General features: G+C 38.0%; 19 protein-coding genes. All 19 read right to left on the bottom strand.

The genetic code is table 11. From position 1 onward, the window contains the following. Position 1 precedes the first annotated feature (1 nt). The 19 genes from ACZ42W_RS04500 to ACZ42W_RS04410 all read right to left on the bottom strand — a co-directional run bounded on the left by ACZ42W_RS04500 (position 2) and on the right by ACZ42W_RS04410 (position 23,871). Entirely contained in the window at positions 2-835 is an 834-nt protein-coding gene (locus ACZ42W_RS04500; RefSeq protein WP_144677804.1) for a conjugal transfer protein TrbL family protein, read from the bottom strand. 58 nt (positions 836-893) lie between these two features. Further along, positions 894-1,181, bottom strand: a complete 288-nt coding sequence (locus ACZ42W_RS04495; RefSeq protein ID WP_144677803.1) for a SpoVG family protein — start codon at positions 1,179-1,181, stop codon at positions 894-896. Between the two features lie 69 nt (positions 1,182-1,250). Further along, a complete protein-coding gene (locus tag ACZ42W_RS04490) occupies positions 1,251-1,514 on the bottom strand; it encodes a DUF6133 family protein (protein ID WP_172625449.1) in 264 nt (87 codons plus the stop codon). A gap of 75 nt (positions 1,515-1,589) precedes the next feature. Further along, positions 1,590-1,886, bottom strand: coding sequence for an Mbov_0395 family pilin-like conjugal transfer protein (locus tag ACZ42W_RS04485; RefSeq protein ID WP_144678678.1), 297 nt, complete (start codon positions 1,884-1,886; stop codon positions 1,590-1,592). Positions 1,887-1,962: 76 nt separating this feature from the next. After that, positions 1,963-3,492, bottom strand: a complete 1,530-nt coding sequence (locus tag ACZ42W_RS04480; RefSeq protein WP_144677802.1) for a VirD4-like conjugal transfer protein, CD1115 family — start codon at positions 3,490-3,492, stop codon at positions 1,963-1,965. A 59-nt stretch (positions 3,493-3,551) separates the two neighbouring features. After that, positions 3,552-3,986 carry a TRAG family protein gene (locus tag ACZ42W_RS04475; protein WP_144677801.1) on the bottom strand — a complete coding sequence of 145 codons (435 nt, stop codon included), beginning with the start codon at positions 3,984-3,986 and terminating at the stop codon, positions 3,552-3,554. Next, positions 3,983-4,669, bottom strand: a complete 687-nt coding sequence (locus tag ACZ42W_RS04470) for a DUF7768 domain-containing protein (protein ID WP_144677800.1) — start codon at positions 4,667-4,669, stop codon at positions 3,983-3,985. Before ACZ42W_RS04470 ends, ACZ42W_RS04475 begins: the two co-directional genes overlap by 4 nt. 5 nt (positions 4,670-4,674) lie before the next feature. Further along, complete coding sequence (locus ACZ42W_RS04465; RefSeq protein WP_144677799.1) at positions 4,675-5,037, bottom strand: hypothetical protein; 363 nt, start codon at positions 5,035-5,037, stop codon at positions 4,675-4,677. Beyond that, the gene (locus ACZ42W_RS04460) at positions 5,027-5,311 is read right to left on the bottom strand and encodes a hypothetical protein (RefSeq protein WP_144677798.1); all 285 of its coding nucleotides are present in this window, start codon (positions 5,309-5,311) and stop codon (positions 5,027-5,029) included. Before ACZ42W_RS04460 ends, ACZ42W_RS04465 begins: the two co-directional genes overlap by 11 nt. Before the next feature lie 3 nt (positions 5,312-5,314). Further along, positions 5,315-5,992, bottom strand: a complete 678-nt coding sequence (locus ACZ42W_RS04455; RefSeq protein ID WP_144677797.1) for a hypothetical protein — start codon at positions 5,990-5,992, stop codon at positions 5,315-5,317. Between the two features lie 66 nt (positions 5,993-6,058). Next, positions 6,059-10,303 carry an S-layer homology domain-containing protein gene (locus ACZ42W_RS04450; RefSeq protein WP_144677796.1) on the bottom strand — a complete coding sequence of 1,415 codons (4,245 nt, stop codon included), beginning with the start codon at positions 10,301-10,303 and terminating at the stop codon, positions 6,059-6,061. Positions 10,304-10,364: 61 nt separating this feature from the next. Then, complete coding sequence (locus ACZ42W_RS04445; RefSeq protein ID WP_144677795.1) at positions 10,365-11,045, bottom strand: hypothetical protein; 681 nt, start codon at positions 11,043-11,045, stop codon at positions 10,365-10,367. A 67-nt stretch (positions 11,046-11,112) separates the two neighbouring features. Then, positions 11,113-12,348 carry a MobP3 family relaxase gene (mobP3, locus tag ACZ42W_RS04440; protein ID WP_144677794.1) on the bottom strand — a complete coding sequence of 412 codons (1,236 nt, stop codon included), beginning with the start codon at positions 12,346-12,348 and terminating at the stop codon, positions 11,113-11,115. Then, the gene (locus ACZ42W_RS04435; protein ID WP_144677793.1) at positions 12,329-12,829 is read right to left on the bottom strand and encodes a hypothetical protein; all 501 of its coding nucleotides are present in this window, start codon (positions 12,827-12,829) and stop codon (positions 12,329-12,331) included. The genes mobP3 and ACZ42W_RS04435 overlap by 20 nt, the downstream gene beginning before the upstream one ends. Positions 12,830-13,029: 200 nt before the next feature. Continuing rightward, a complete protein-coding gene (locus ACZ42W_RS04430; RefSeq protein WP_144677792.1) occupies positions 13,030-14,088 on the bottom strand; it encodes a DUF3991 and TOPRIM domain-containing protein in 1,059 nt (352 codons plus the stop codon). Between the two features lie 3 nt (positions 14,089-14,091). Next, entirely contained in the window at positions 14,092-14,844 is a 753-nt protein-coding gene (locus ACZ42W_RS04425; protein WP_144677791.1) for a hypothetical protein, read from the bottom strand. 51 nt (positions 14,845-14,895) lie between these two features. Beyond that, positions 14,896-22,068, bottom strand: a complete 7,173-nt coding sequence (locus ACZ42W_RS04420) for a DUF3846 domain-containing protein (protein ID WP_464168824.1) — start codon at positions 22,066-22,068, stop codon at positions 14,896-14,898. After that, on the bottom strand, positions 22,065-23,099 hold the full coding sequence (locus ACZ42W_RS04415) for a ParB N-terminal domain-containing protein (protein WP_144677788.1): 1,035 nt from the start codon (positions 23,097-23,099) through the stop codon (positions 22,065-22,067). The genes ACZ42W_RS04420 and ACZ42W_RS04415 overlap by 4 nt, the downstream gene beginning before the upstream one ends. Next, positions 23,089-23,871, bottom strand: coding sequence for a ParA family protein (locus ACZ42W_RS04410; protein ID WP_144677787.1), 783 nt, complete (start codon positions 23,869-23,871; stop codon positions 23,089-23,091). Before ACZ42W_RS04410 ends, ACZ42W_RS04415 begins: the two co-directional genes overlap by 11 nt. Between the last annotated feature and the right edge of the window lie 524 nt (positions 23,872-24,395).

The raw sequence follows: 24,395 nt of genomic DNA, 5'->3' as shown, positions 1-24,395 counted from the left end.
TCTATTTCGCCAAGTTCTTTGCCATACCGACAAGTCTTACACTATGGTACACATTGTTGATTACACCAGTGCCTCCACCACCCGTTGTAATAATAAAGTCTTGCAGAAATCTTGGTGTACGTATTGCCAGCATCATACATGCTACACCCCAAAAGATGTGCATATTGAGCATGAGCCCGACTCCTAGCTTCGCAAGTGAAATCTGAATAACCACAGCCAGTGTTGATTGAAAGAACTTGGTGATATAACTTCTGAATACCCCCTTATCGTTATCAAGTAAACCTACACAGGCTAACGGCACACCAATTCTAAGGATCAATATTTCTAAACCTCTCATTAAGAATTGGAAGTAAAGCATGAAATAGCAGATAATAAATATCAAGCCGAATATGGCTGTTACTATTCCAAGTGTTGATATGCCATTTACCCAAGCCTGCCAGTCGTAGCTTGTTGCAAGACCAATAGCTGTAAGAAGATCATTCGTCATATCCTCAACAATACTACCAAGCCAACCATAAATTGTTGGAAAGCTGATTGCCACTGCTAGTGCTCTAAAAAAATTGGTCAGTAAATAAAGTGGTTCTTCATCAGCATCACCATCTGTCCACAAAATATAGGTATCAAAGCCTTTCTTGAGAAACTTTAAGATAATGAGTGAAACTCCAAATCCAAATATGATGTCAAACAAAGTTTCAGCTAGATTAACTCCAGATACCACTGTCATATATTGTTCTGCATAAAGTGTCATTGGAACAATATCGGTAAGTAGTGTATCAATATAGGCAATCGAACCATTGAGTAAGGCAATAATCAATGCTACTAAAATGACTTCCAAAATTTAATCACTCCTTTCGGGGAGAGCATTAAGTGCTCTCCCAAGGATTTAATTGCCTTTACTCTGCTTTGTCAGCATTCGCAACAGATGCCATCATCACATTCTGATAGGCTTCCATCACACATTTTTCAATTTGCTCTCTCACTTTTGAGCTGATTGGATGGCATACTTCAATATAGTTGCCATCATTTTTCTTGTGGCTTGGCATAGAAACAAATTGACCTTTGACCCCTTCCACCAAGCGCACATTTTTTACGACAAATCCATCTTCAAAAACCAGATTTGCCACTGCCTTTAATTTGCCTTTGTCCTCAAATGTTTTCTTAATTTCTGCTTTAATGTTCATTTAAAAGCCTCCTGATATTATAAATTTGGCAATGAGTTACACGCTGCCATAGATCTGTTTTTATGCTTATTAGCCCTGATAGTTAAACATTTCTTTAATCTTTTGAGTGATTGTTGGAAGAACTGTACCGCTGATGATAAGATACAAACCACCGAGAATCAATGCGCCAAGTACAATTGAAATAAGTACCGTAATAGCAACGTCAAGCGTTCCTTGACCTTCATTGTTTGTCATAACTCCTTTAGTTCTTTCACATACCTCAAATGCCTTGTTTCTGAGCATAATGCTCACATTGATAGCTTTGCTTTCCGCTTGTTTGATTAAGTTTTTCATGAATAAATCCTCCTTAAAATTTGGTTGTTTAACAATAAAGACCATGCTTTCGCATAGTCAGAGTAACGTGTACATTTATTTATAGTAGCCAACAATGAGGTTCAAAGTTGCTGAACCTAGAACTGCACCAATACAGGACACAATGGCCACAACAATTCGATTGTTCCATTTCTTCTGATCCATTTCATCTGCAGCCGACCTGCGAATGAAGAAATAGATTATTAGAAGTCCTGAAACAACAGGTGCCAGCACCATCAGCCATGTAGTGACATCACCAATTAACTTTTCTGTACCTTTTACGATCTTGCTGTTTTGAACATCATCCGCATAAACCGGTACATTGCTCATAAAAAAAACGGTAAATGCCATCATTCCAGCACTTACCGTTCTCTTAAACCTTTTGATAATCTTTTTTAAACCTTTGATATTCACGGATTCCTCCTCCTTATTAATCTAAGTCAATTTCATTATTGGCAAACCCGCCATTTCCCTTTTGAGCCTGCTGTTGCATTTTTCGAACAATATCCTTCTGATAGTAAATCCAGATGTTCCATAGTGCTAGTTCTCCATTTGTGTTCGTAATAATAGGTCTCTTATTTTCCCTTTCTTCTCTCAGTTTTCGATTATGCTCCTTATCTCCAAGACCTAGCATTTTATTGAAATACCACTGTGAAAGATCTGGAGAATACATGATTGCCGGATGTGTTCGTGAAGTCACAATTTGATAAGGTCTACCAATTCTCCTCACTTCATCAACGTTCAATAGCTTTCGTTCGATTAAGCTGATGCTGTGTGAGCTAGATGGTGTGGAATACTTTGCATGGTTTGCAGATAATTGATAACTTGAAACGGTGTACGTACCGAGCTTTTCTGATATCTCACGCAAGGTATCCATATCATCGGCCTGTAAATAAACCCATGTCTGGCAGTTGGCTTTTATGGTATCCGAAGTATTCTCATCATATTTCTCTTTAAGTTGTGAGAAAGATTGAATAAACAGGTTAAACCGCATTCCACGACCGCCACCCACCGTTAATTTGTTTGTAAAATCACTGATTGTAGTGAAGTTACCGAATTCATCAAGCATAAAATTGACTCTCTGTTTTAATCGACCTCCTCTCATATCTGCAAGATTAGAAAGCAATTCATATTGTTGTGAGACAATCAGCGACGCTACCGGATAAAAAGTGGTCTTTTCATCAGGCAGGATAATGAACAATGCTTGCTTTTTCTGTCCAATATCTTGAAGCTGAAAGTCGCTTTTATGCGTAATAGCATAAATCGATTTTCCAGTGAACAGCCTTAAGGTTGTTAGTGCAGATGTATAAAAGCTCCCTCTGGTTCTGCTTGGTGCTACGTCAGATATTGACAATAACGCTCTAGCAGGGTGAGCAGGAGGAAGCTTTTTAACGTATTCAAGTAGAGGCATTTTATTGCCTATTGTTTTTACCATTTCCGCTATGAACCAATACACATTGGTTAGATTCTGATATTCTGGACGAAGTTTATTATCGCATACCACGCAGAGTATAGAAGCTGCAATTATAGAGCATTCTCCATTGGTCCAGATTTTTTCACCTTCGGGCTTGCCGACTAGATTATTCGTTAAGTCCCATGCCAGCATCTCAGCTTTGTCAGTATCACCTTGATTCACAGCATTGATGATGGGTTGTAAAATATTATATCTTTGACTTTTCCCAGGATTTTTAAAGTCTAAAACCAATACTTCATAACCTAGTTTTTTAAGAAACTCCGAAGTGAAGTGAAACAATTCAGCTTTAGGATCGCTGACAACAATGGACTCTCCAGCAAGTCCAAGGGTACAAATCGACTGGATAACTAAGTTTCGGGACTTTCCTGAGCGTGTTGCTCCGATACAAAGCAAGTGACTATCTTCACCGATATAATAGATTCGCTCATTGTTTCCTTCTTTTTTTACTCCGATTACAACACCTCCTTGCCTTGTTATTTCATTCATAAGCATCAACTCCTTTCATTATTGCAATACATTAAATTAGATTACTGGGCATAAAATCTCTAAGACTTAATCTTTTCTTCTGGCATAAGCAATTGCTTTATCAATGGATGACTCGGATCAAGGATAAAGCTGTCAAATGCTTTATCCTTTTCTTCGTCTTTTAGCCATCGTGCTGAGCCATGCTGAAATTGACCAACGGAAACGGGCGTCTTAATATCTGGCGTTATTTCCACCAAATCAGATTGATAGGGTCTTAGATTTGTGAAGTAGTACATGATGGCAATAATCAGCACAAATCCTTGCAAACAAAGATATAACAGTCCATGTTGCCTACTATGAAAAAGACTATTGACGCACTCGCTGATTGGCAGCAATTTCAATACTGTCATTTCCCTTGAAAGCAATAGGTGCAGTGCTGTCGAAAAAAACAAGTTCCCAAATGTACCTAATACAAAAATCAATGAACAGATAATTAGTTTAGACTCTTTCTTCATCGCTCCATATCCTCACACTTGTCTTGCTCCATTATTAGGGATTCAGCCAACTCATTTTTAATTGGTGTATTTTCAAGCCATTTCCTCAAACTTTCCGGCTTAACAATACCTAGAAAATCAGCTCTTTCCCAGCGAGATTCATGTCCGTCAAAGAGATTCTTTGCATATACTGCCTGTCCTCTTGCACCATATGTACAACCAAATCCGTTATAGGCAATCCAAAGACTGTTCTCCGCAGTTCGACAGTTACTGATTAATGCTTCTGGATTCAATACTAATATTTTGTTTTCATAATTCTGATGATCGCTTCCAGGCAAACAATCATCAATACCCAAAGCCACACTATTTTGTCGAATTTTCAAGCCCTCCTCTACATGATGATCAAGTGCATAAATCGTTGGAATGTTTAACTTAGTTGCAAGGTCTATCTCTCCTATCATTCCTTGAGAAATCTCATCACCACACACCCAAATCTCATCACACCGTTTAAGTAGTTCCAAACCCATTTTGAGTCCCTGCTCTCGCTGCTCTTTGATCGTATCGTCCAAATAAGCTGTGAAAATTGTATGCGGAGCTAATGGAATAACATCGCATCCAGCCGCATATTCACAATACCTATGGGCCTTTTTAATATTCTCTTCAATTGCTCCTCTTAGTGGAGAACATATATAAACAAGTTTCAAGAATTTCACCTCTCAATCTCAAGTTCAAAATCGATCTCATTAAACGATTCAAACCCTGTATCCATTTCAGCATCATCAAGCTGCTTCAAAGCCTCTTGTTTTGCGATAAATATAGGATCAGTGACAATTCCTTGCTCAATTAGTTCATCTGCAACCATACTGGCACTAAGCTCATCTGTAAAACAAAGATTCGTGCCATCTTTCTCAGCCATTTCTATGACGGATTCAGGAAGCATTTCTTCTGCCATTTTTTTAGGCATCATGATTCCTTTTTTGTGTTCTCCTACAATTTCATAGACTCCAATTGCAATTTCTCCACATGTGATGATGTTGCCCCATATATTAGCGTTTGGTCTACTATCCTGCATTTGATTCACCTCCTCCTACATAAGTCATAAATGCAACAACCACTAAGTATTCCATCCCAAGTCTTGAAATCATTTCGTTCTGATACTTTAATACAGAGTCTACTGTTTGCTCAGGACAATATTTAAGCATATCATCAATATACTGCCCTACATCAAGTCCGATTGGATTGTTCAAGTATTCATCTTCAGTCATATTTTCCATTTTGAACTTTAAGTCTGATTTATAAGCTAAAAATCTTGCAATAGATATTACCTGATTTCGTTTATTTCGCATGCGTTACCCCCCTATCTCCATGTCCTGCTTGAACTCATCCTCAAAATCGAAGTCATAGTCCCTGCCTTGCAGCTCTGGAACGATGTCCTCAATTTTCTCAATCATTCTTCCGACTGAAAGCATGTCATCATTTGAAAGATTGTTATCCAGCATTGTAAGCTTGACTAAGTTAGAATGCAAAACCATTAGTTCAGTTTCTGTGAAAAGAGCCCTTTCATCAACTAGCCCAGAACGAATCGCAAAGTCTTGGCTTGCTGCTTCTTTGTTATAAAAAAACTGTCTTTGAAGAGGTTGCTCGCTTTCAGGAGCCATACGGTAGGTCGAAAACACATAGCCAAACAAATGGTGCAGTTTACAGGACAGCATCACACCATTGTACTCTGCCAATTTGACAGAACCATTTTTCAGTCTCTCCTCTTTGTCAGTATAAGGACATTCAGTACAAATTCCTGATTCCACTGCCGTTTTTCTAGCTGTCTCTTCAACCAAATTGAATACCTTATCTTTTACTTCGACAAATGGATTGCGTTCAACAGTATCTGCCTTAGTATAGAAAGCAATCAATTGATTCTTATAATAAATGTCTGCCAAATAATCAGAAGACGTGGATCTTTTTACATCAAATCCACGCCTTGCAAGCTGTTCAAAAAAACATCTATAGAAATCCATTTTAGTAATCATCTAGAATACCTCCATAAAAATAACCGCCTTGATGCAATCTCAAGGCGGCCATTGTAATTTTTATTCTTATTCAAAGTAGTAATCTACTGAATAAGTGATATTTGATTTTCCGTACATACAATTGTGGTTAGTGTAATAGTAGAATTCCAGCTTTGAATATGTGCTTGCAGGTAAGCTTCTAGCAAACGTAATACCGTTAGTTGTTGTACTATAGTCAAGTTGATCCCAAGTATTTGTTTTTATGTTATATCCTCTTACACGGCCATAGTCACTGCCACTGTGCCCACTTACGGGAGGAACAGTGAACGTATAGCGAGTTATCGTTGCTCCTACAATTCCATTTTCCAAAATAACTGAATCTGGGCCTGATAACGTCATTCCACCACCATTTGTTGAATCTGAAACAAAGAATGCAATTGCTGACCATGGAGATTCAACACCCGTACTGTCTACTGCCTTTACTTTAACAACATTTTTACCAAGTGGGTAAACATAAGTTTGAGATGGGCGATTATCCCAAACATAAGTTATAGCATCACCATCAGCGTCTGTAGAAACTGCTGTAATTGTCACAGGAGTTCCAGGTGCTACACTGTTTCCATTTGGAGTTCTTGTAATAACTGGTGCCGTTGGTTCAGAGCTTTTAACCTCAAATGTCACGGACGACCATGCAGAAATACCGCCATAGTTGTCTTTAGCCCTCACTCTTACTGTATTACTTCCAACAGGATAATAATTATCTGCTGATTTACCTTCATATTCATAAGTTATAACATCGCTATCCGCATCTGTACTACTTACTGTAATGTTGACAAGGAATTTACCATCTTTTGCTGTTCTGGTTATATTTGCAGTAACGCTTGGCACTGTGGGTGCTGAATTCTTAACAGAGAAAGTAACCTCTGTCCAATCCGAAATGCCTCCAAAGGAATCCTTTGCCCTCACTTTCACCGTATAGTTGCCAACTGTATAATAATTGTCTGTTGTTTTGCCAATGTACTCATAGCTGATTATATCGCCATCAGCATCTGTGCTATTTGCACTTATGTCCACTAGGAATTTTCCATCCTTATAGTTCCTTGTTACAGAAGCATTTGCAATTGGTTTTGTAGGGGCAGTATTAATAATTTCAATATTGTGATCTGAAGTAAACACCCTACCAAGTTCATCCGTCACTGTAGCGATTAATTTGTAGTTTCCTGGTGATTTTATTGAAACGCTTCCTCCAAGATTTCCAATGCTACCTAGAATGCTTTCTTCTAAAGATACAGACGCACTATCTTTTTCAAGAGTCCATACTATATCCTTATTTTCAAGGATTGCACTAGGCAAAACTTGTATTTCAAAAGATGCACCGGTGCGGGCACTTGATGGAACAGAAAAATCGCAGTTAAGAAGTTGGTAAACATTGATATTTGAACTTACACTAAAAATTCTGCCCAATGTATCTGTCATCGTAGCAGTAATGCGGTACTCTCCTGCTTGTAAAAACTTAATTGTTCCACCATCTGCATCTAGTTTTCCACTAAATGTATCCTCTAATCTAAGATTTTCTCCATTCTTCATTATGCTCCACTTAATCGGCAATACGTTATTGTCACCTGATGTTTTAACTTCAACATTTCCATCAGGATAAGCCGTAGTTGGAAGATCTAGATTCAGGCTTAGAATCGGATAAATTACAATACTATTATCTGCTCCAAAAACAAATTCTCTGCCTGTCTCATTTGTTACTTTTGCCTTAACATCATAAGTTCCAGCTGTCTTGAAATAAATATCTCCCCCTGTATTCGTTAGCTCTCCACTTACGAAATCTTCTAAGTTTATATAAGCATTTCCGTCATTTGCAATCCATTGAACTGTAAGTCCTTCCATATCTTCATTTGTAGTCTTGACGTTTACTACTTCATCAATATGTGCACCTTCAACTATGGCGATAGAAAATTTAGGTACTGGATAAACTTTAATACTTTTGCTGCATGTAAAATCCATTCCAATTTCGTCAGTAATTTTTGCAATCAAAGTATAATTACCCTTTTGAGTAAACTTAATGTTACCGCCTGTGTTGCCAATTGCCCCTTCAATATAGTCTAGATTGTCAACCTTCTCCCCATCTTTCATGACAATCCATGAAATTTGGAGTCCATCTGCTTCGCTGAGCTTAGTTGCTATTGAAACAGGCTCATCAGTGTGAGTTGATTCCCTCATTTCAAAGTCGACGCCTATGATTGGGTAAACTTCAATCTGTGATGAAAATTCAAAACTTCTGCCTGTCTTGTCTGTTACCCCTGCAATTAGCTCGTAATTACCCTTTTCCTTGAAGCAAATATTTCCACCATTTTCATTAAGATTACCATCTACATATTTTTCTACTTCAACATAGTTCCCATCCTTTTTAATAAGCCATTTTGCTTCAAGATCATAGGTTTCTTTGAAATCTGTTTTTACTTCAACAAAACTCTGTGTATGCCCTATTTCTGGCAAATAAAAACCTGTGCTTGCCACAGGATATACAACTATGCTGTCTTCAACAGAAAATTCTCTCCCTGTTTGATCGACTAGCATCGCTTTTAAATTATAGACACCCTTATCTTTGAATCTGATTGTCCCTCCTTCATTTGAAAGTTGCCCTTCAATGCAATCTGAAAGCGATTCCTGCTCTCCATTCTTAGTGATAGTCCAAACAGCTTTCATATTTCCTATTTCATTTGAACTAACTTTAATTTCAATCATTTTGTCATTATGCGTTGCTTCAGGTAAATCGAAACTCATAATTGCCACTGGATAGACATCAACGCTCTCTTCTGCTTTAATTAATCTGCCGGTTTTATCTATAACTGTAGCACTTAGAATGTAATGTCCTTTCGACTTAAACTGAACATTTCCACCGTCGTTGTTTAGACTTCCATCAATAAAATTTATTAGTTCTACTATGTTGTTATCTTTTTTAAGCTCCCAAGCAATATTCATCTCACCCAAATTCTTGCTTGCAACCGTTACATTTACATTTGAATCAGTGTGTGCGCTTTTTTGTAGCTCAAATGATATCTCCGGCACCGACAATACTTCAATATCTTTTTTAGAAGAAAACTCTCGATTTGTTGCATCGATCAATGATGCTTCAACTGTGAATTTTCCTATTTCTTTAAAACTAATAATTCCGCCAATATTGCTGAGTTCACCTTCGACATAGTCACCCCATTGAACTTTGTTCCCATCTTTATAGATACTCCAGATTATTTCATTACCTGTCGTAACAGATGCCTTAATATCAATTTGCTTATCAAGATGTGTTATCACATCTTTTCCTAAATAAATTTCAATAGCAGGATAAATTTTTATGGATTTGCTGAAAGTAAATTTTTCATTTCCATTATTCTTCGCTACCGCCGTAAATGTGTACTCACCCTCCGATTTTATACTAATTTTGCCTCCGGTTTTGTCAAGAATACCCTCATACTCGACTTTTTCATTTTGATTCGCACCCTTCTTTTGAATTATCCATTCCAGATTCTTAACATTCTTCATATTCGTAGTTATTTCAAATTCTTTATCTGTATGGCAATAAACAGGTAATGTATATTCAACTTTCGATGGTGGGAAAGACTCTTCATCTCCGTGATTATTATCTGGCTTCTGAGGTAATTTTATTTCATCGTCTTCGTCCTCGATAACTTTTATGACTTTTAAATATCTCAAAAGCATTTCAAACGCTTCTGCTCTCGTTGAGTATTCATAAGGACGTATGGTCTTATCTGGAAAACCCGAGATCAAACCGTTCTTTTCAGCAACATTAATATAGCCTTTATCTTCCTTTAAAATCTTAGTGTCATCACTAAAAATAGTGTTGTAGGTCATGTTTTGGACATGATCTGCCAATCCCTGAGCATTTACTATCATTCTTATCATTTCAATACGTTTGATTGGCATACTCGGTTTAAAACTATTGCCATAATATGATTTGCTTATGACCTTATTCTTTATTAGTTCTTCGATCATGCCTTCTGCCCAATGATTATTCGTGTCGTTGAAAGTATCATTGCCAGTATGCTTTTGCTCCTTATACTTTAATCCATACATCATAAGGCTTACAAATTCACTTCTATTAATAATATTGTTTGGCTTTACAGTCCCATCGGGATATCCATTTATGACACCATTGTTTGTTAGTTTTTCAATTGTTTCTTTAGCCCAATGATCTTTTGCATCGGGGAATTCTTTACCCGATGCATATGATGCCCCTGTTAAAGATGTCACTACCAAAGTCAAAATCAATAAAAGTGATGTCATTTTTTTGAATCTGAATTTCATTTAATGTACCTCCTTTTGATTTATATTTTCTTGAATTGAATAAAACTGCTTTATTATGTCCTCATCTAAAGCACCTCACATTCTCATTTTCATATTCAATCTCATCATCTGTTAGCATAGGCAAAGTCCTTTCAATTTTTGAGATAACATCTCCTATTGCCTTTTCTACTTCCGTAGTCAAAGCTGTATCTAACTTGACGCGCTCAATACAGCATGATAATAGAATTGAAAGCTCTTCATTTGTGAATAATGTAGCCTTGTCTGCTTTATTACTTTGTTCGATAAAGCCACATCTTTCTGCAAAGTCCTGTTGTGCCTCCTTGAAGCTTAAGAACTGACGAGCGTAGAAATATACTGGCATCAACTCATTATCAGACCCTTTTATCCAAGTTACATATTCATAGCCAATCAGCGGAGATAACCTACAGCCCATTACTACATCTCCAACCTCATATAACTTCATAAAACCACTTGGTAAATAACCGATCGTTTTTACAGATAAATCCGTTGAAAGATTTAGCTGTACTTTAAGCTCTGCCACTATTTCTCCAATGCGTTTGAATTGTTCATTGTCATTACCTTGATAAACCAATCTATCATCCGCTGTAATAAGCGCTACCAAGCCTCCTGCTTCATTGAAAATCTCAGCGGTAATATCCGCAATTTCGGGTTCTTTGGCAGTTAATTGCATTTTCTTTAACCTCTTGAAAAACTCATGGTAAAACTGTTTTTTCGTTAACATAACGAACCTCCTTCAAAATTCAATTTCATATTGAAAATATGATTTACAAAATAAAAAGATATGGAATTTACTTCTCCATACCCTTATCCTTATTTCTAAGATAAAGCTCTTTTCTGGCTCTCTTAGAAAGCTCTGTTCCCATTGCCTTATTCCTGTCTTCGTATTCTGAATCGATATCCGAAACATTTTGCTCCAGCATCATTAGAATTTCACATACCATCTGCTCTGTGTAAAAGGCTCGCCTACCCTCATTGAACTCATATCGATTGCTTTCATATTCCTTGTTTAGAATACCTTTTACGACACTAAGCAGCTTATTGGCAATCAGTTTGTCCATCTCACTGACAGCTTGCTCTCGGTGCTTAGTGATGTTCTCAGGATCAGTATCATAGAGCATAGCTAGATTAGCCTTTATCTCTGCATATTCATCTACGAGAGCTTGAATATGCGGGATATCCTTTTTTAAATCAACAATGAGTCTATCAACTTCTTGCTTTACTTCATCGGGCAATAGCTGATAATATAGTCGCCCTTTCTTTGGCATTTTTTCTTTAAGTTGAAACAATCGAATCGAGAGCGTTGAGATATTAATCCCCTCCAAGAGTTGATTTATCGGGATGCCTGATAACTCATCTGCATCAATATCACCTACCATTTCTTTCAGTCGTTTGTACTCCTTTGGGTATATAGTCTTCATATAATCATCAAATTCTTTCACTAACTCGTCTGTGATTACCTTCAAATCATTTTTATGCTGATCTTTCTTAGCTAGGTAAGCTTCAATTCGCTCTGAGAAGGTTTCCTTAATCAACTGTATTCGGATACTATCAGCTATTTGAGGCTTTACAAAGTTCTTCATGGTTTTCTGGTTTTTGTCCCAGAAGACGATGTGGATATGAGGATGACTGGCTTCATTGTGATGAGCACAAGCCCAAGCAAGATTCTTTTGACTGATACCGTTCTTTTGAGCCAGCACTCCAATATGCCTTTCAATGTACTCTTCCCATGATTTGTGATCATTAAGCCCAAGTTCTTCCGCAGTTTGTGGTGCAAAAGATATGACACTTCTAAAAATATTTACTTTTTTATATGAAAGCTCTCTTACCTCTTTTGCGACTTCTTGCCATGACTCAAACTCAACCAAATTTCCAGGCACAAGCTTTCCAAATAAGCCATGCCTCATACCTTCGTTCTTTGATGCTCCAGGTCGAGTTGCGATATACCTGATATGAGCATAGTTGCACTTTGGTGTTTTATTATAATTAGGTGGGCGAAATCGTTGTTTATACATCAGAATCGACATTCGATGTTGCTCCTCCTTTGACCTCATCGATTGCCTTTTTCATTTCTTCATCATTCATAAAGATTGAAAGAGCATCAGAGCTTTTCATGTTGGCATAGTTTAGTGCTCTTTTCCTTGCAAGCCTTTCAATTTTTTCAAAAGACGAATAGCGATCTTTATCAATCAAATCTGATATGATGCCGATATTTGCATAATAACCTGCTGCTGAAATAATCGTAATTCGATTGATCATGCCTGCAAGTCTGTTTGCCAAAGCTTTGATTGATGATTCAATTTCTTGATGAATTATCGCTGTAATGGTATCGATGTTTTCCTCATAGCTATTAATTGCAAGTCCTTTATCAACGAATTCCCTAATGATATCTGATGCAAAAACGTTCTTCTTAGCTGCGAGCTTTTCTATCTGCTCCAAGGTTTCAATTGGAAAGACTACTGATCGTTTCTGAGTTTTAGGACCATCCCTATTAGCATTTTCTCTCACAAAATTCCTCCTTTCTCCATTCACCCAAAAGGGTGAAGTAAAATCTGACAAGAACCCGTTGCTGGCTCTGCCAGTAAGCTGTGTTGACGTGGGGAGAGAACCCCACTATTCCTGCCTTACCTAAAAAGAGAGTGGCTACGCCTACTCTCTTTGGTTCGGTTCTTCCCCTTCGGGAAGGTCTATACTGATGAAAATAAAGTTCATGCTTCGATCTCCTCTATGTCTGATTCAAAGTTTGATTCCTCTACTGCATCTTTTTCAAATTCAGTCTTCAATGCTTCTTCTCTCATCCGTACAAGATCCTCTGGTGACTTTCCCTTTCGGGTCTCCACCAAGTCCTCACTAAAATCATTCAAATGAGGTCTGTGAATGGCAACTTCATAGCCTTTCTCGCTATACTTGTCGCACCATTTAACAGCAGCCATCTGTCCCCAGTTCCTGTAGCAGTTGTCCTTATCTTTAGCCAAGTAATCATTATCGAGAGCAAATACGATGCGTTTTATTTCAGGGTGCCACTGCAAGTATTTTTCGAGTGCTCCATCCCATGTGCAACCAAGTGAAATCCTATGATCTTGTCTCCAATCATGACTATATAGCTTTGCAAAAGTCGCATGACTCATGGCATCAATTGGGCTTTCGCAGACAAATACCAGGTCGCTCTTTCCATCAATGATAAATGGAAAGGTCTTATCGGAATTTGTCATATCCTTTTTGAATGCCTTGTTTGCATAGGTTCCTCGCATTGAGCAATACTTAGGAGTTTGATCTTCGTCATAACCAACGAATACGCAGTTACCATACTTGGCTTCCTGATAAATCTTTTTTTCATTCACCAGTACAGAAACAATTTCCGGCTCAATACCTCGAACCGATACCAAATACCAATAGGCTCGTTTGAAGTTTTCAGCCTTTTCCGGCAGCATAATTGGACCTTTCTCTTCTTTTTCGTAATGGACGGTTTCTCTAACATAGGCTTCATAGCGTTCACCTATTAGCTGAGCTACTGCTTCTTGGTAAGTCAGGTTTCCATATTTCATGACAAAATCAATTGGACCGCCTTTTTCATCGGCGGTCCAGTGATAGAAACGATTGCTATCTTTAAATATGTAGAGTCCTCCAGACTTTTTAGCATGAAGTGCCTTATTGCCTCCGTTTTCAAGTTCAAAGCCATATTGCCTTGCAAGATCAATCAAACTCACTGAGTTTGCTCGCTTGATTTCTTCATCGGAAAAATGTCGATATGCTTTATTTACTGCCATAAGCTATACCTCCATTTCCTCGTCCTGTGCTTTGGTCTCTTCGAGTATGTCACCAATTTCAGCATCATCATATCGATACTCCAAAGACTCAACGATCTCCTTACAGCCTTCTGGCAGATACTCTTTAATCTCATTTTGTACATCTCTAATCTCACCAGCAAATCCCCAGCAACTAGCTATTTCTTCATTGCTTTTGTAGAGCCTGAAACCATAGCACTGGTCTGTTAAATAGTAGTCATATTCTTTGACTTCACTTTTGAGAAGAGCTCTGGCTTTTTCGATTGTTTCATCATTAATTTGACCGAATTCCTTTTTGATTGTGTCATGGCTTGCAAATATCCACCCTACTTGTCCACTATCCCAAGGACACGAGAAGCCATTTGTATTGACTGTAATCCCACTATGGTCATACATAAAGATTGGTTCAATAACATAACTGCTTGATAGATAATCTAAAACATTTTCATGGATGGCTTTTCTATATTGACCATAGTGGCTTTTATAAAGGGAATCATCCACTTCTAATGTCAGCTCAGTAAACTTATCTTCCGCAGCATTTGTATCTCCAATTTTTTCTTCAAGGAGTTCCATCAAAAATTCATCCGGCTCATCATAGTTGTGTTCATCCCCGATATTATATCTTCTATGAAAGCAGATCATTTTTCCGAAGTTATCCTGTTCGGTACGAGGATTTTGCGGACTTGCATCATTAACTAAAAATAGTACATATGGCTGTTTAACAGCTACCATAGACATCGCATCACTCCCTTTCTTTTAAAATCTTTATACTCATTTTGATTTTATGGATTAATAGTCTCGCTCAGCTATTGAAAGTTCAGCTCTCCTCTCATTCTGCTCATAGGACGATTCACCCGATTGTGAATTTTCATCAAGGATTACTTCCTCTTGCTGTCTTAGCTCTTTAAATTCAAGCTTTGTATTGATTTCAGATTGTCGTGCTGAAAAATCAGCTAACCTCTCTTCATAGTCAAAAGGTCTCACAACCTCTTTCTTGGCTTCTTCCATCTGAATGTTTGTATCCTCAAGTTTTTGATTGGTTTGTAGGAGCAAATGGTCAATTTTCTCAACACAGTTTTCAATCCTTGTAATACAGCCGATTTCAGAATCTCCAAGCTCAATATGATATGAGGAAGAACCTTTGATTCTAATTTCCATTTGATCAAATGCAGTCCTCATGAGGTGGAGCTTGAATCCTCTATATTCTCCAATCTCATACGGATCACCATTAACAGATACGTCCTGGATTTTGCTAACTATAAAAAGTCTCTCGCCAGCTTTTGCACGTTCATCAAAAGTCTTTCCGTCAATTTTCATGGAAAAGTCATGTCCTGACGTTACATTTTTCATCTGTATGTCTTTTTCCAAAGCTCCAATTTTCTGTTTGCAGTGCTCAATTAATTTTGGGTAATGGGTTTCAATGTTGCGTTTCAAAATCAGTCGTTCATTATTCCAGTTTGACTTAAGGAGCTTCAACCTAGCTACCTCATTATCCACTTCCATCTTTTCAGCTAGTAGAGGATTAGAAGTCGCTATGGCTTTTACCTCAGCTGCAGATAAGACTGTTTCATCCATATCCTCACATGATCGAGAGATACTTTTGCATGTCATTACTTGACTGATATATTTAAGCTTTTGCTCCTGAATCTGCCACAAATACGCATCAAATGTCCCTTTTGTGACATATCTATAAATATTGATTACCGGATTGTCATTACCCTGTCGTAGGATTCTACCATCTCGTTGCTCAATATCGCTTGGTCTCCAGGGACAATCCAAGTGATGGACTGCAATTAGTTTATCCTGTACATTTGTACCCGTACCAAGCTTTGAAGTGCTACCAAGAAGGATTCTGACTTCACCCATCCTCACCTTTTCAAATAAAGCTTCTCTCTGCTCATCAGTTTTGGCATCGTGGACAAAAGCTATATGAGATTCATCAACACCTTTCATGGTCAAGCAATTCTTTATTTCATCATAGACATTAAATTGCCCAGGCTTCGGCGTTCCTGAATCACAGAAAATAATCTGCGTTGTTCGTTTCTCATTTCCCTTTTGCCAAATATCAAATACATTATTGATTGCAATGTTTAATTTACTTTCTGGATCATTCGGAGCATCTTCAATAATCAGTCTTGGATCAATCGACATGAGTTTTGCTTCATTGGTGAGCTTCAACATATTGTCGATAGTTGCTTCTACCTCACCATTTCTAATTTTTTCAGCTCTCTCTACAAATGAATCCATCAGCATTTTTTGAAATTCTGTAGCTTCCGTTGCAACAATCTCTGCTTTTCCGCCTTCAATTTCAGGAGTAGGCAAATTCAACATATCAGAGGTCTGAATATCTGCTACAAGTTTAAACATATTCATCAGTTCAGGAAGGTTATGAAACTTTGCAAATCGGTTTCTCATGCGATATCCAGAGCCTTCTGGAGTAATCTCTAATGAAGAAACCACTTCTCCAAAAGTCGCTGCCCAGCTGTCAAAATAGTTCAGTCCCATCTTTTGAAGCATCTGTGGCTGTAAAAATCTTTGCATCACATACATTTCACTCATGCTGTTTGAAATCGGCGTTCCTGTTGCGAATACAACCCCTTTCCCGTTGTTCATCTCCTGCAAATATTGGCACTTAAGTAACATATCTGTTGCTCTTTGACTTGACGACTTCCCAATTCCTGCGACATTCCTCATTTTTGAATAACTGAAACAATTCTTATAAACATGGGCTTCATCTACAAACATGTAATCCACGCCAAGCTGCTCAAATGTTAAAAGGTCATCCTTCTTATCCTCAGCAGCCAGCTTTGTGAGCCTGCTTTTAAGGTTGTTTTGAAAGATGACCATCTGTTTGATTGACCAATTATCTCCCTTTTCCTCACGAAGTTTCTTGATGATATAGGACAATTGGTTAATCTCTTCATTCAGTTGTTTTTCTTGTCTTTCCTTTGAAATAGGTATGCGTTCAAACTGGCTATGACCTATGATGATCGCATCATATTCCCCCATTGCTATACGTGATACAAACTTGTTTCGGTTTGATTTTTCAAAGTCTCTTTTCGTTGTAACAAGAATATTACATTGGGGAAAGAATCGGTAGAATTCCTTAGCCCACTGCTCTGTCAAATGATTGGGCACCACATATATCGGCTTTTTTACGGCTCCAATGTTTTTTAGGTACATCCCTGATGCAACCAGTGCTGCTGTTTTTCCTGCTCCTACAACATGACCTGCTAAACCAGAGCCTGCATAGATGACTCTTGCAGCAAAATTTCTTTGATGTGCTCTTAACTTAACCTCGTCACTCATTCCAGGGAAAATCAAATGGGAACCATCATATTCACGTGGTCTAATAGTATTAAATCTCTCATTGTAGATATTGAGTAGTTGTTCCGCACGTTCTTTATCACTGAACAACCAACCGGCAAATGTTTCTTTGATTTGATTCTGCTTTGCCCTTGCTATCATCGTTTCATTTGCATTGATTACGTATTTCACTTGGTCTTTACCATTGGCATCCACATAAGGAACAGGATCTCTTACTGTTGTACTTTGAAGATTCAGGCAGTCCTCAAATATTTGATAAGCATTCACTCTGTTTGTACCATAGGTTTTATTGACCTTAACAGAACTAGAATCTCTAGTCTTATTCTGAACTCTCCATTGCGTTGTAAACTCCATATAGTCTAGATTAATGACATCTCTAAGGTAATAGGGTGTGCCAAAAGTATCGTGCATAAATTGCCTGAAATGTTCTACGGGAATCCAAGGTGAACCAATACGAAAATCAATGTCCCCTGGCAATAACCTTGGTGGCTGAACTGCTTCAAGAGCATCAGCATTCCGTGCAAATAATTCAGGGTACTCTTCTGCCTTTATTTTGGCATAAAGCAGTTTATCCCTTACCTGCCCACTCAAATACTCTTCATTCAGTTCCCAGCCTTCATGGTAATTGCCATAAAACTTTTGTGGATTCAAGTAAATCCGGTCGTCCAGTTCTTCGATGAGCTCATCCGCAGATTTTTCTGTGAGCTTTACCATATATGGCAGATCTATTTTCATCTTTACATTGAGGCTGATTTCTAATGCTTCCTTCGCTGTCTCTGCATGCTCTGGCATCCGGTATGATTTAATCGTTGCCTTATGAAAAATCGGAGCCTTGACCCATGATTTCTTATCAACACTTTGATCTTCAATTGACCTGAGAAGTGGGAACTGATCATCATCCGTGAAAACTGCAATATTAGGCTTCTCATTAATAAAGCCACAGCGATCAACGAATCTATCATACACAGAGTTCAGTTTCTTTTGTGCCTTTTGAAGTTCTTCCGGCACATACTCTCTAGTCTGAACATCAATAACTTTCAGAAGAGCAGTTCTAACTTCACAGAGCCCTTTTATTCTTTCTGCCCTCTTACCGGTGTAATCCTGAAGCAAGAGCTTATTGTGTTCACAATAATAAATTCTGTCATCTTTAACGACATAGATATAATTCTTTGTTCCGAGAGGAGCATCAATTGACGTTCGCTCAATACTTGTTTCTTCTTCCGCTACTTCAATGGCTTTATCCGGTTCGGCTGCAAATCTAGCATTAAGCTTTTGAATGGCACTATTAAGTTCTTTATATAAATCTTGACCAATAGGTGCTATACAAGCTGTTCCATCTTCATTCCCATACATGTTCCGACTGCACTGCATTTCACCAAGCATCATCTCTGGATTTTCTATAAAATACTGATTGAGATTAATGTAGTCTGACTTTCTTGTATTCGTAAAAACCCAATCTGGAAGTGAGTATTTATCAACAATTCTGGGATAATTCAACTTTTGAAAAAACAAGATATCTGCCGTTACTTCTGTTCCTGCCAGTGCTTTAAACGCAGTACTAGGTAAACGAATTGCCCCAATTAAATCAGCCCTCCCAGCAATATACTCCCTGACGGAGGTATCTCTTTTATCCATTGTTCCTTTACTACTTATGAAGGCCATTAGTCCACCAGGCTTTAAAAGATCCAAAGACTTTGCTATAAAATAGTCGTGGATAAGAAAATCATTCTCTGCATAGCGTTTGTCATAAAGCTTCACATTGTTAAATGGAATATTCCCAATGACAACATCAAAAGAATTATCCTCATAAGTTGTAGTTTCAAATCCCTGAACTAAAACATTCGCATCCTGATAGAGCTGCTTTGCGATTCTTCCTGTGACACTGTCAAGCTCTACACCGTGAAGCTGAGTTCCATCCATTACTTTAGGAAAGACAGAAAAGAAGTTACCTGTACCCATTGCAGGATCAAGTATCTTTCGATCTCTTCCACCAACAAAACCAAAGCGATCAAGAGCTAGGTAAATACCTTTGATTAACTCTGGTTCTGTGTAATACGCAGTAATGGTTGAATTCCTTGCATCTTCATATTCCTTGTCTTCAAGGAGTACTTTAAGCTCCATATATTCATTTTCCCAACCAGAGGCTGTATCTGAGAAGGCATTTGCCAGCCCACCCCATCCAACATATCTAGCAAGAATAATTTGCTCCTCACTGGTAGCCAACCGCTTTTCACTTTCTATCTTCTTCAATAGTTTAATGGCTTCCACATTGTTCTTATATTTTGTCTTCGCACCATTAGGATAGAGATTATAATCCTCAGAATATCGAAAGCTTAATCTATTAGGACTTGCTTTAAGAGCTTTCACTTCTTCATGATTTGTGTTCGCTACTTTTTGTACTTGGCTAGCCTCTGATTCTTCAAGAGTATCTGGGCTTTGATTTTCCTCAAAATCAGCAATGTCACTTTCTAATTCTCTTTTTAAATCCTCAAGGTCATCCCAATGTTCAGTTTGTTCTTCTGAAAAGATAGCCCCTGATTCCCATTTTACTTGAATGTCCTCTATTTCTTTGTTAACTGCTTCAAGCTCATTTTTATGAGACTGATACTCAGAATTTTGTGGTATCTTCTCTTTCAGTGGCACGTGGTATCTTCCTTCGTCAATAAGCAGTCTGATACCAATGGCAACTTTGAGCCAAGTAATCTGAGTTTTTTGCTTCTCACCATTTTCATCAGTCCAATCAAATTCGATGCCCTTGCTATCATGATTCTCAAATCCAATACCACTTTTATTGACACTACACCCCCCAGTACCATATTCATCCTTTAAGAACGAGGAAAAAGCAGAGCCCGTTGGATCTGTCATTGCGAATTCATAAATTCGGTTTATACCGTTTTGAACACCACTGCCTAGAAGAAGAACTTGTTCAATCAATTCTTCCTCTCTACTATTTGACTTCATATCAAAGAGCGTCATCTGTCCCTTAGACTTTTCAACATGCTTCTCAGGTTGATCTTCGATGACTCTTCTTAACTTATAAAAGCCAAGTTTCTCATAATCCAGATCATTAACTTTTTCAATTGCTCCCGTGTCAGCTACTTCTAATTCGCTGATTAACTCCGTAATATCAATCAGTGGTGCGTTAAATTGGTTGGAGTATTTTTCGATATCTTCATCTTTTAGCGATTGGTATTCACCGGTTTCATAATTGACTCTTGAAAGCAGAAAGGTTCCAAAGATTGGCTGTCCATTTGATATTCGGTTGATGGGAGTACTTTCAAAATCAACATCGTCAGCACAAATTGCATCGATTCCATAATCAACTTCCAATGTTGTGAATGTCCCATCAAGTTGGCGCTGAAGCTCTTCATATCCTTTTGGAATTGTTTTGACGTATGGGATTTTTCCTTGTTCAACAATTAGAACCTTGATACCATTCTTATCAGTCTCATTTTCGGGCATAAAAAATGAGCCATTATTTAATGACTCATCATTATTTGCTATTACTTGGGTTTTATCTTTTTCTACCTCACCTTGTAGACTACCTCGTTCAGAACGATTTCCTCCGCCACTGACTTCAGGCTGTTTAGGTGTTTTGTCTTCTCCATAATATCCTCTGTCTCTGGCATAGGTTCCATCTTCAACATCTCCTGTGTTATGTGCTCGATTTTCTCTACTGCTTCCTCCTGTACTTTGTGCATGATCTCCATCAGAGTGCCATCCATTTTCAAAATCATAAATCGCTGTGGATTTTGCTCTTTCAGGAATTCCATTGCCATCCTGCCGTACTTGCCCAGTGGTCTGTCGTCCTCGCTGTTGTTCGATATCTGGATACAGGGAACCTTCAACCCGTCTATCTCTTGATAGTTCATGTCTATCTTGCTCATTTTGTGTTCTCCTCTCTTTATCAATGATTTTTATGTTTCTTTCAATCTCAATCAAAATGCTTTTAGAAATATCCGTTACAGTGTATCCGAGCTTTGCAATTAAGGGAATGGTATTGAAATGTGCAATAGTTGCCATACCTTTTAGTACAATCATTTCTTCATCAGGTAAGCCACATCGTTTTCCCACGAAGCAAGAAACGCTGTCACTGATGAGCTCTTGAATTTGCAACTCCAAACCGTCTTGAGGCAAACTCTCAAATAAATGATCTTCAATGTCCACTTGAAGATTCTGCATATAACTATCGAGGTTCTCAGTTACAGCTTCTTGAGATATTTGACGAATTGCATCTGCTAAAGTAAAAGTATCAAGTCCATGATTATAAGCTACTCTACGCTCCAATCGACTCTTCATATCTTCATCTAAATCCCAATTAGTCGCAACCACATCCCTGCCATTTGTTTGAGTGACATCAAACAAATGCTTGACGGTCAATTTTGCATTTTCATATTCGCAGACAGCAATTCCGGTAGCCCCTTTATTGACGTATCTGCCAACTTTATTCCATACTGCTGTTGGTGCAAGCATCGTAACATTAGGATTCTGAGCATAAACAAGGAGTGCATTATCAAAGCTATATTTAAAGAGTTTTGAGGCAAATTCAAGATATTCTCTCCATGCACCCTCGCTACGAGTCACATGGGGAGCAATCGTCTCATAAATCGTTTTTAACCGTTCATCTTTTCTCAAGCGGTATTATCCTCCTCTCTACCATGATGGGTTTGAAAATAAAGTTCCAGTGCTTCTTCGACTATCTTCTCAATTTCGCTTGCCTTTGTTTCAGGTGAGAAGAACTTGGCATATACCTTATGCTTTATTTTAATTGAGGGTGATGTACTGGCTTTAGGTTTCTTATTGATTTCTCCTGAAAGAATCTGATAAATAGCCTTTTCATTCAGCTTGCTGTTAGCAGAATAGCTTCTCAACATTTCAGTTTTCTTCATGTCTACTTTGAAGTCATTCTCAGATATCACATTGCTTACTTCTTCTTGTTCGGCTTCAATGAGATAAGACAAATCAACTGCACATCTAAGAGAAATTTCATTTGAATCCACTCGTTCTTTTAAACTACAATTCAACTTTTCTACTCGTAAAAGTCGGGCCACAGTGTTCTTCGACAAACCATATTCAATCCCAACTTTATCTCTGGTTTTTAACTTGTGCCCCACTGGGGCACAAGTTTCATCATGCCCGATATATTCAGGGTTTTCGAGTTTTAAAAGTTCTTCAATGATGTCATTTCTTTTGCCCTGAGAGAACATTTTTGAATGACTCATGGCAAGTACAGCAGCTTTTTCCGAGGTCAGCATATCTGTAAAAGATCTCTGAATAACATTGGTTTCAACAACGTACATCAGTGCTTCTTCATCTGACAATCCATCTTTCACAATACACGGACCTTCAATAAGTCCCGCAAGTTTTGCACCATTTAAACGATTGTGGCCTGCAAGCATTTCATACTTATAACCATCTGGATCATCCTCAACAGACCGAATAATCATAGGAATTAAGATTCCGTTAGCTCTGATACTCTCAACTAAGTCTTCCAGCCGCTCATCTCTGTACAAGTGGAAAGGATGATTTCTGAATGGTCGAATTTCATCGAAAGCAATCAGCCTAATTCCCTTTTCCTCAGTCTGAACAGGTGCTGAATAAATATCATCCGCTTGAAGCAGTTCATCAAGTGACTTCACTTTCTTGGCTGTTGGTCTAGTTACCATAAGCTATCAACTCCTTTGCCATCTCATCGTAAGCTAATCCTGCCTTAGACTTCTTATCAAAATCAATGACACTCATGCCATAGCGGTTTGCTTCTCCAACTCTGATGGATCTTGGAATTTGAACTTTGAATATTTTCATTCCATTACCATAAGCTTCTGCAACTTCTGAGCAGACCTCCTTATGAAGGTTTGTCTGCATATCACACATGGTCATCAAAATCCCTTCAAACTGAATACCAGGATTGATTCTCTTTCTGATCTTTAGAATTGTTTTGGTTAAATCGGTTAATCCCATAGTTGCATAAAACTCTGGATTAATCGGAATGATGACACTATCGGCAGCAGAAAGAGCATTGATTGTTAAAGGACCTAGGGACGGATTCGTATCAATAAGAATAAAATCATACTGATCTCTAAGCGGTTCTAAGATATTTGTCAGCAACTTCTCACTTCCCATTTCCATTCTTAGATTGGCTTCAACTACGGACAAATGGATGCTACTTGGCATGAAATCAATCTTCCCATGAGAATAGATATATTCTTCTTTATTCGGAATGCTCTCTTCATCCATTGCCTTTGTCATTACATCTGCAATCGTAGTTTTTAAGATCATATTCTCTTCCGAGAAAGATGCAGTTAGATTCGACTGCGGATCAAAATCAACTGCCAAAACACGTTTACCAAGTTCCCCAAGTGAGAAAGCCATATTTCTTACACTTGTGGTTTTGGCTACACCACCCTTTTGGTTCGCCACTGCGATTATTTTACACATTCGTATCAAAACCTCCTCATAAATACTGTTGTTTCGCTAATTTTGGGCATAAAAAAATTGGACTAAATCAGTGAAACCCTTGCGTTTAAAAGGTTTACTAATTTAGTCCAAGTATAACAGCGTCATCATCTATTATATAATCTACTTTTACTTTCTTCCCTCTAATAGCACCTTTCGTTTTATTTACGTCCTAACTGCTGCCTGCTATAGTGCTATCTTCTCTAACGTCCTCATGAATCTAGGGATTTTCCAATGGAACCTTGGCCGAGTTTATGTGCCCATAATACTCTATACCACCTGGCTTATTATCTCTACATGGGGATATTTAAGGCTTAAGAGATATGGAGGAACTGAGGAAGTCTAAAACTCTCATCGAGGATTTTCGACGCGAAATAATATTATTCAATCAAAGGAGCCTCATACTATGGCTGCTTCTCCGATTTTCCGATATAATGAACCCGTGAAGGGGTTAAAGTATTACTCTTTTTCTGTCGATATATAGAATAGCGTATGCTCAAAATTCA

The organism is Desulfitobacterium elongatum (assembly GCF_055378975.1).
Note: the sequence above shows the minus strand (reverse complement) of the source record. Positions and strands in the feature narration are given on the sequence as shown.

Excerpts from the sequence above, each read along its gene's own strand:
- ACZ42W_RS04450 (WP_144677796.1), bottom strand. The coding sequence starts at position 10,303 with ATGAAATTCAGATTCAAAAAAATGACATCACTTTTATTGATTTTGACT.
- ACZ42W_RS04495 (WP_144677803.1), bottom strand. The coding sequence starts at position 1,181 with ATGAACATTAAAGCAGAAATTAAGAAAACATTTGAGGACAAAGGCAAA.
- ACZ42W_RS04490 (WP_172625449.1), bottom strand. The coding sequence starts at position 1,514 with ATGAAAAACTTAATCAAACAAGCGGAAAGCAAAGCTATCAATGTGAGC.
- ACZ42W_RS04445 (WP_144677795.1), bottom strand. The coding sequence starts at position 11,045 with ATGTTAACGAAAAAACAGTTTTACCATGAGTTTTTCAAGAGGTTAAAG.
- ACZ42W_RS04415 (WP_144677788.1), bottom strand. The coding sequence starts at position 23,099 with ATGGTAACTAGACCAACAGCCAAGAAAGTGAAGTCACTTGATGAACTG.
- ACZ42W_RS04425 (WP_144677791.1), bottom strand. The coding sequence starts at position 14,844 with ATGTCTATGGTAGCTGTTAAACAGCCATATGTACTATTTTTAGTTAAT.
- ACZ42W_RS04480 (WP_144677802.1), bottom strand. The coding sequence starts at position 3,492 with ATGAATGAAATAACAAGGCAAGGAGGTGTTGTAATCGGAGTAAAAAAA.
- ACZ42W_RS04455 (WP_144677797.1), bottom strand. The coding sequence starts at position 5,992 with ATGATTACTAAAATGGATTTCTATAGATGTTTTTTTGAACAGCTTGCA.
- ACZ42W_RS04430 (WP_144677792.1), bottom strand. The coding sequence starts at position 14,088 with ATGGCAGTAAATAAAGCATATCGACATTTTTCCGATGAAGAAATCAAG.
- ACZ42W_RS04410 (WP_144677787.1), bottom strand. The coding sequence starts at position 23,871 with ATGTGTAAAATAATCGCAGTGGCGAACCAAAAGGGTGGTGTAGCCAAA.
- mobP3 (WP_144677794.1), bottom strand. The coding sequence starts at position 12,348 with ATGTCGATTCTGATGTATAAACAACGATTTCGCCCACCTAATTATAAT.
- ACZ42W_RS04460 (WP_144677798.1), bottom strand. The coding sequence starts at position 5,311 with ATGCGAAATAAACGAAATCAGGTAATATCTATTGCAAGATTTTTAGCT.
- ACZ42W_RS04485 (WP_144678678.1), bottom strand. The coding sequence starts at position 1,886 with ATGATGGCATTTACCGTTTTTTTTATGAGCAATGTACCGGTTTATGCG.
- ACZ42W_RS04465 (WP_144677799.1), bottom strand. The coding sequence starts at position 5,037 with ATGCAGGATAGTAGACCAAACGCTAATATATGGGGCAACATCATCACA.
- ACZ42W_RS04475 (WP_144677801.1), bottom strand. The coding sequence starts at position 3,986 with ATGAAGAAAGAGTCTAAACTAATTATCTGTTCATTGATTTTTGTATTA.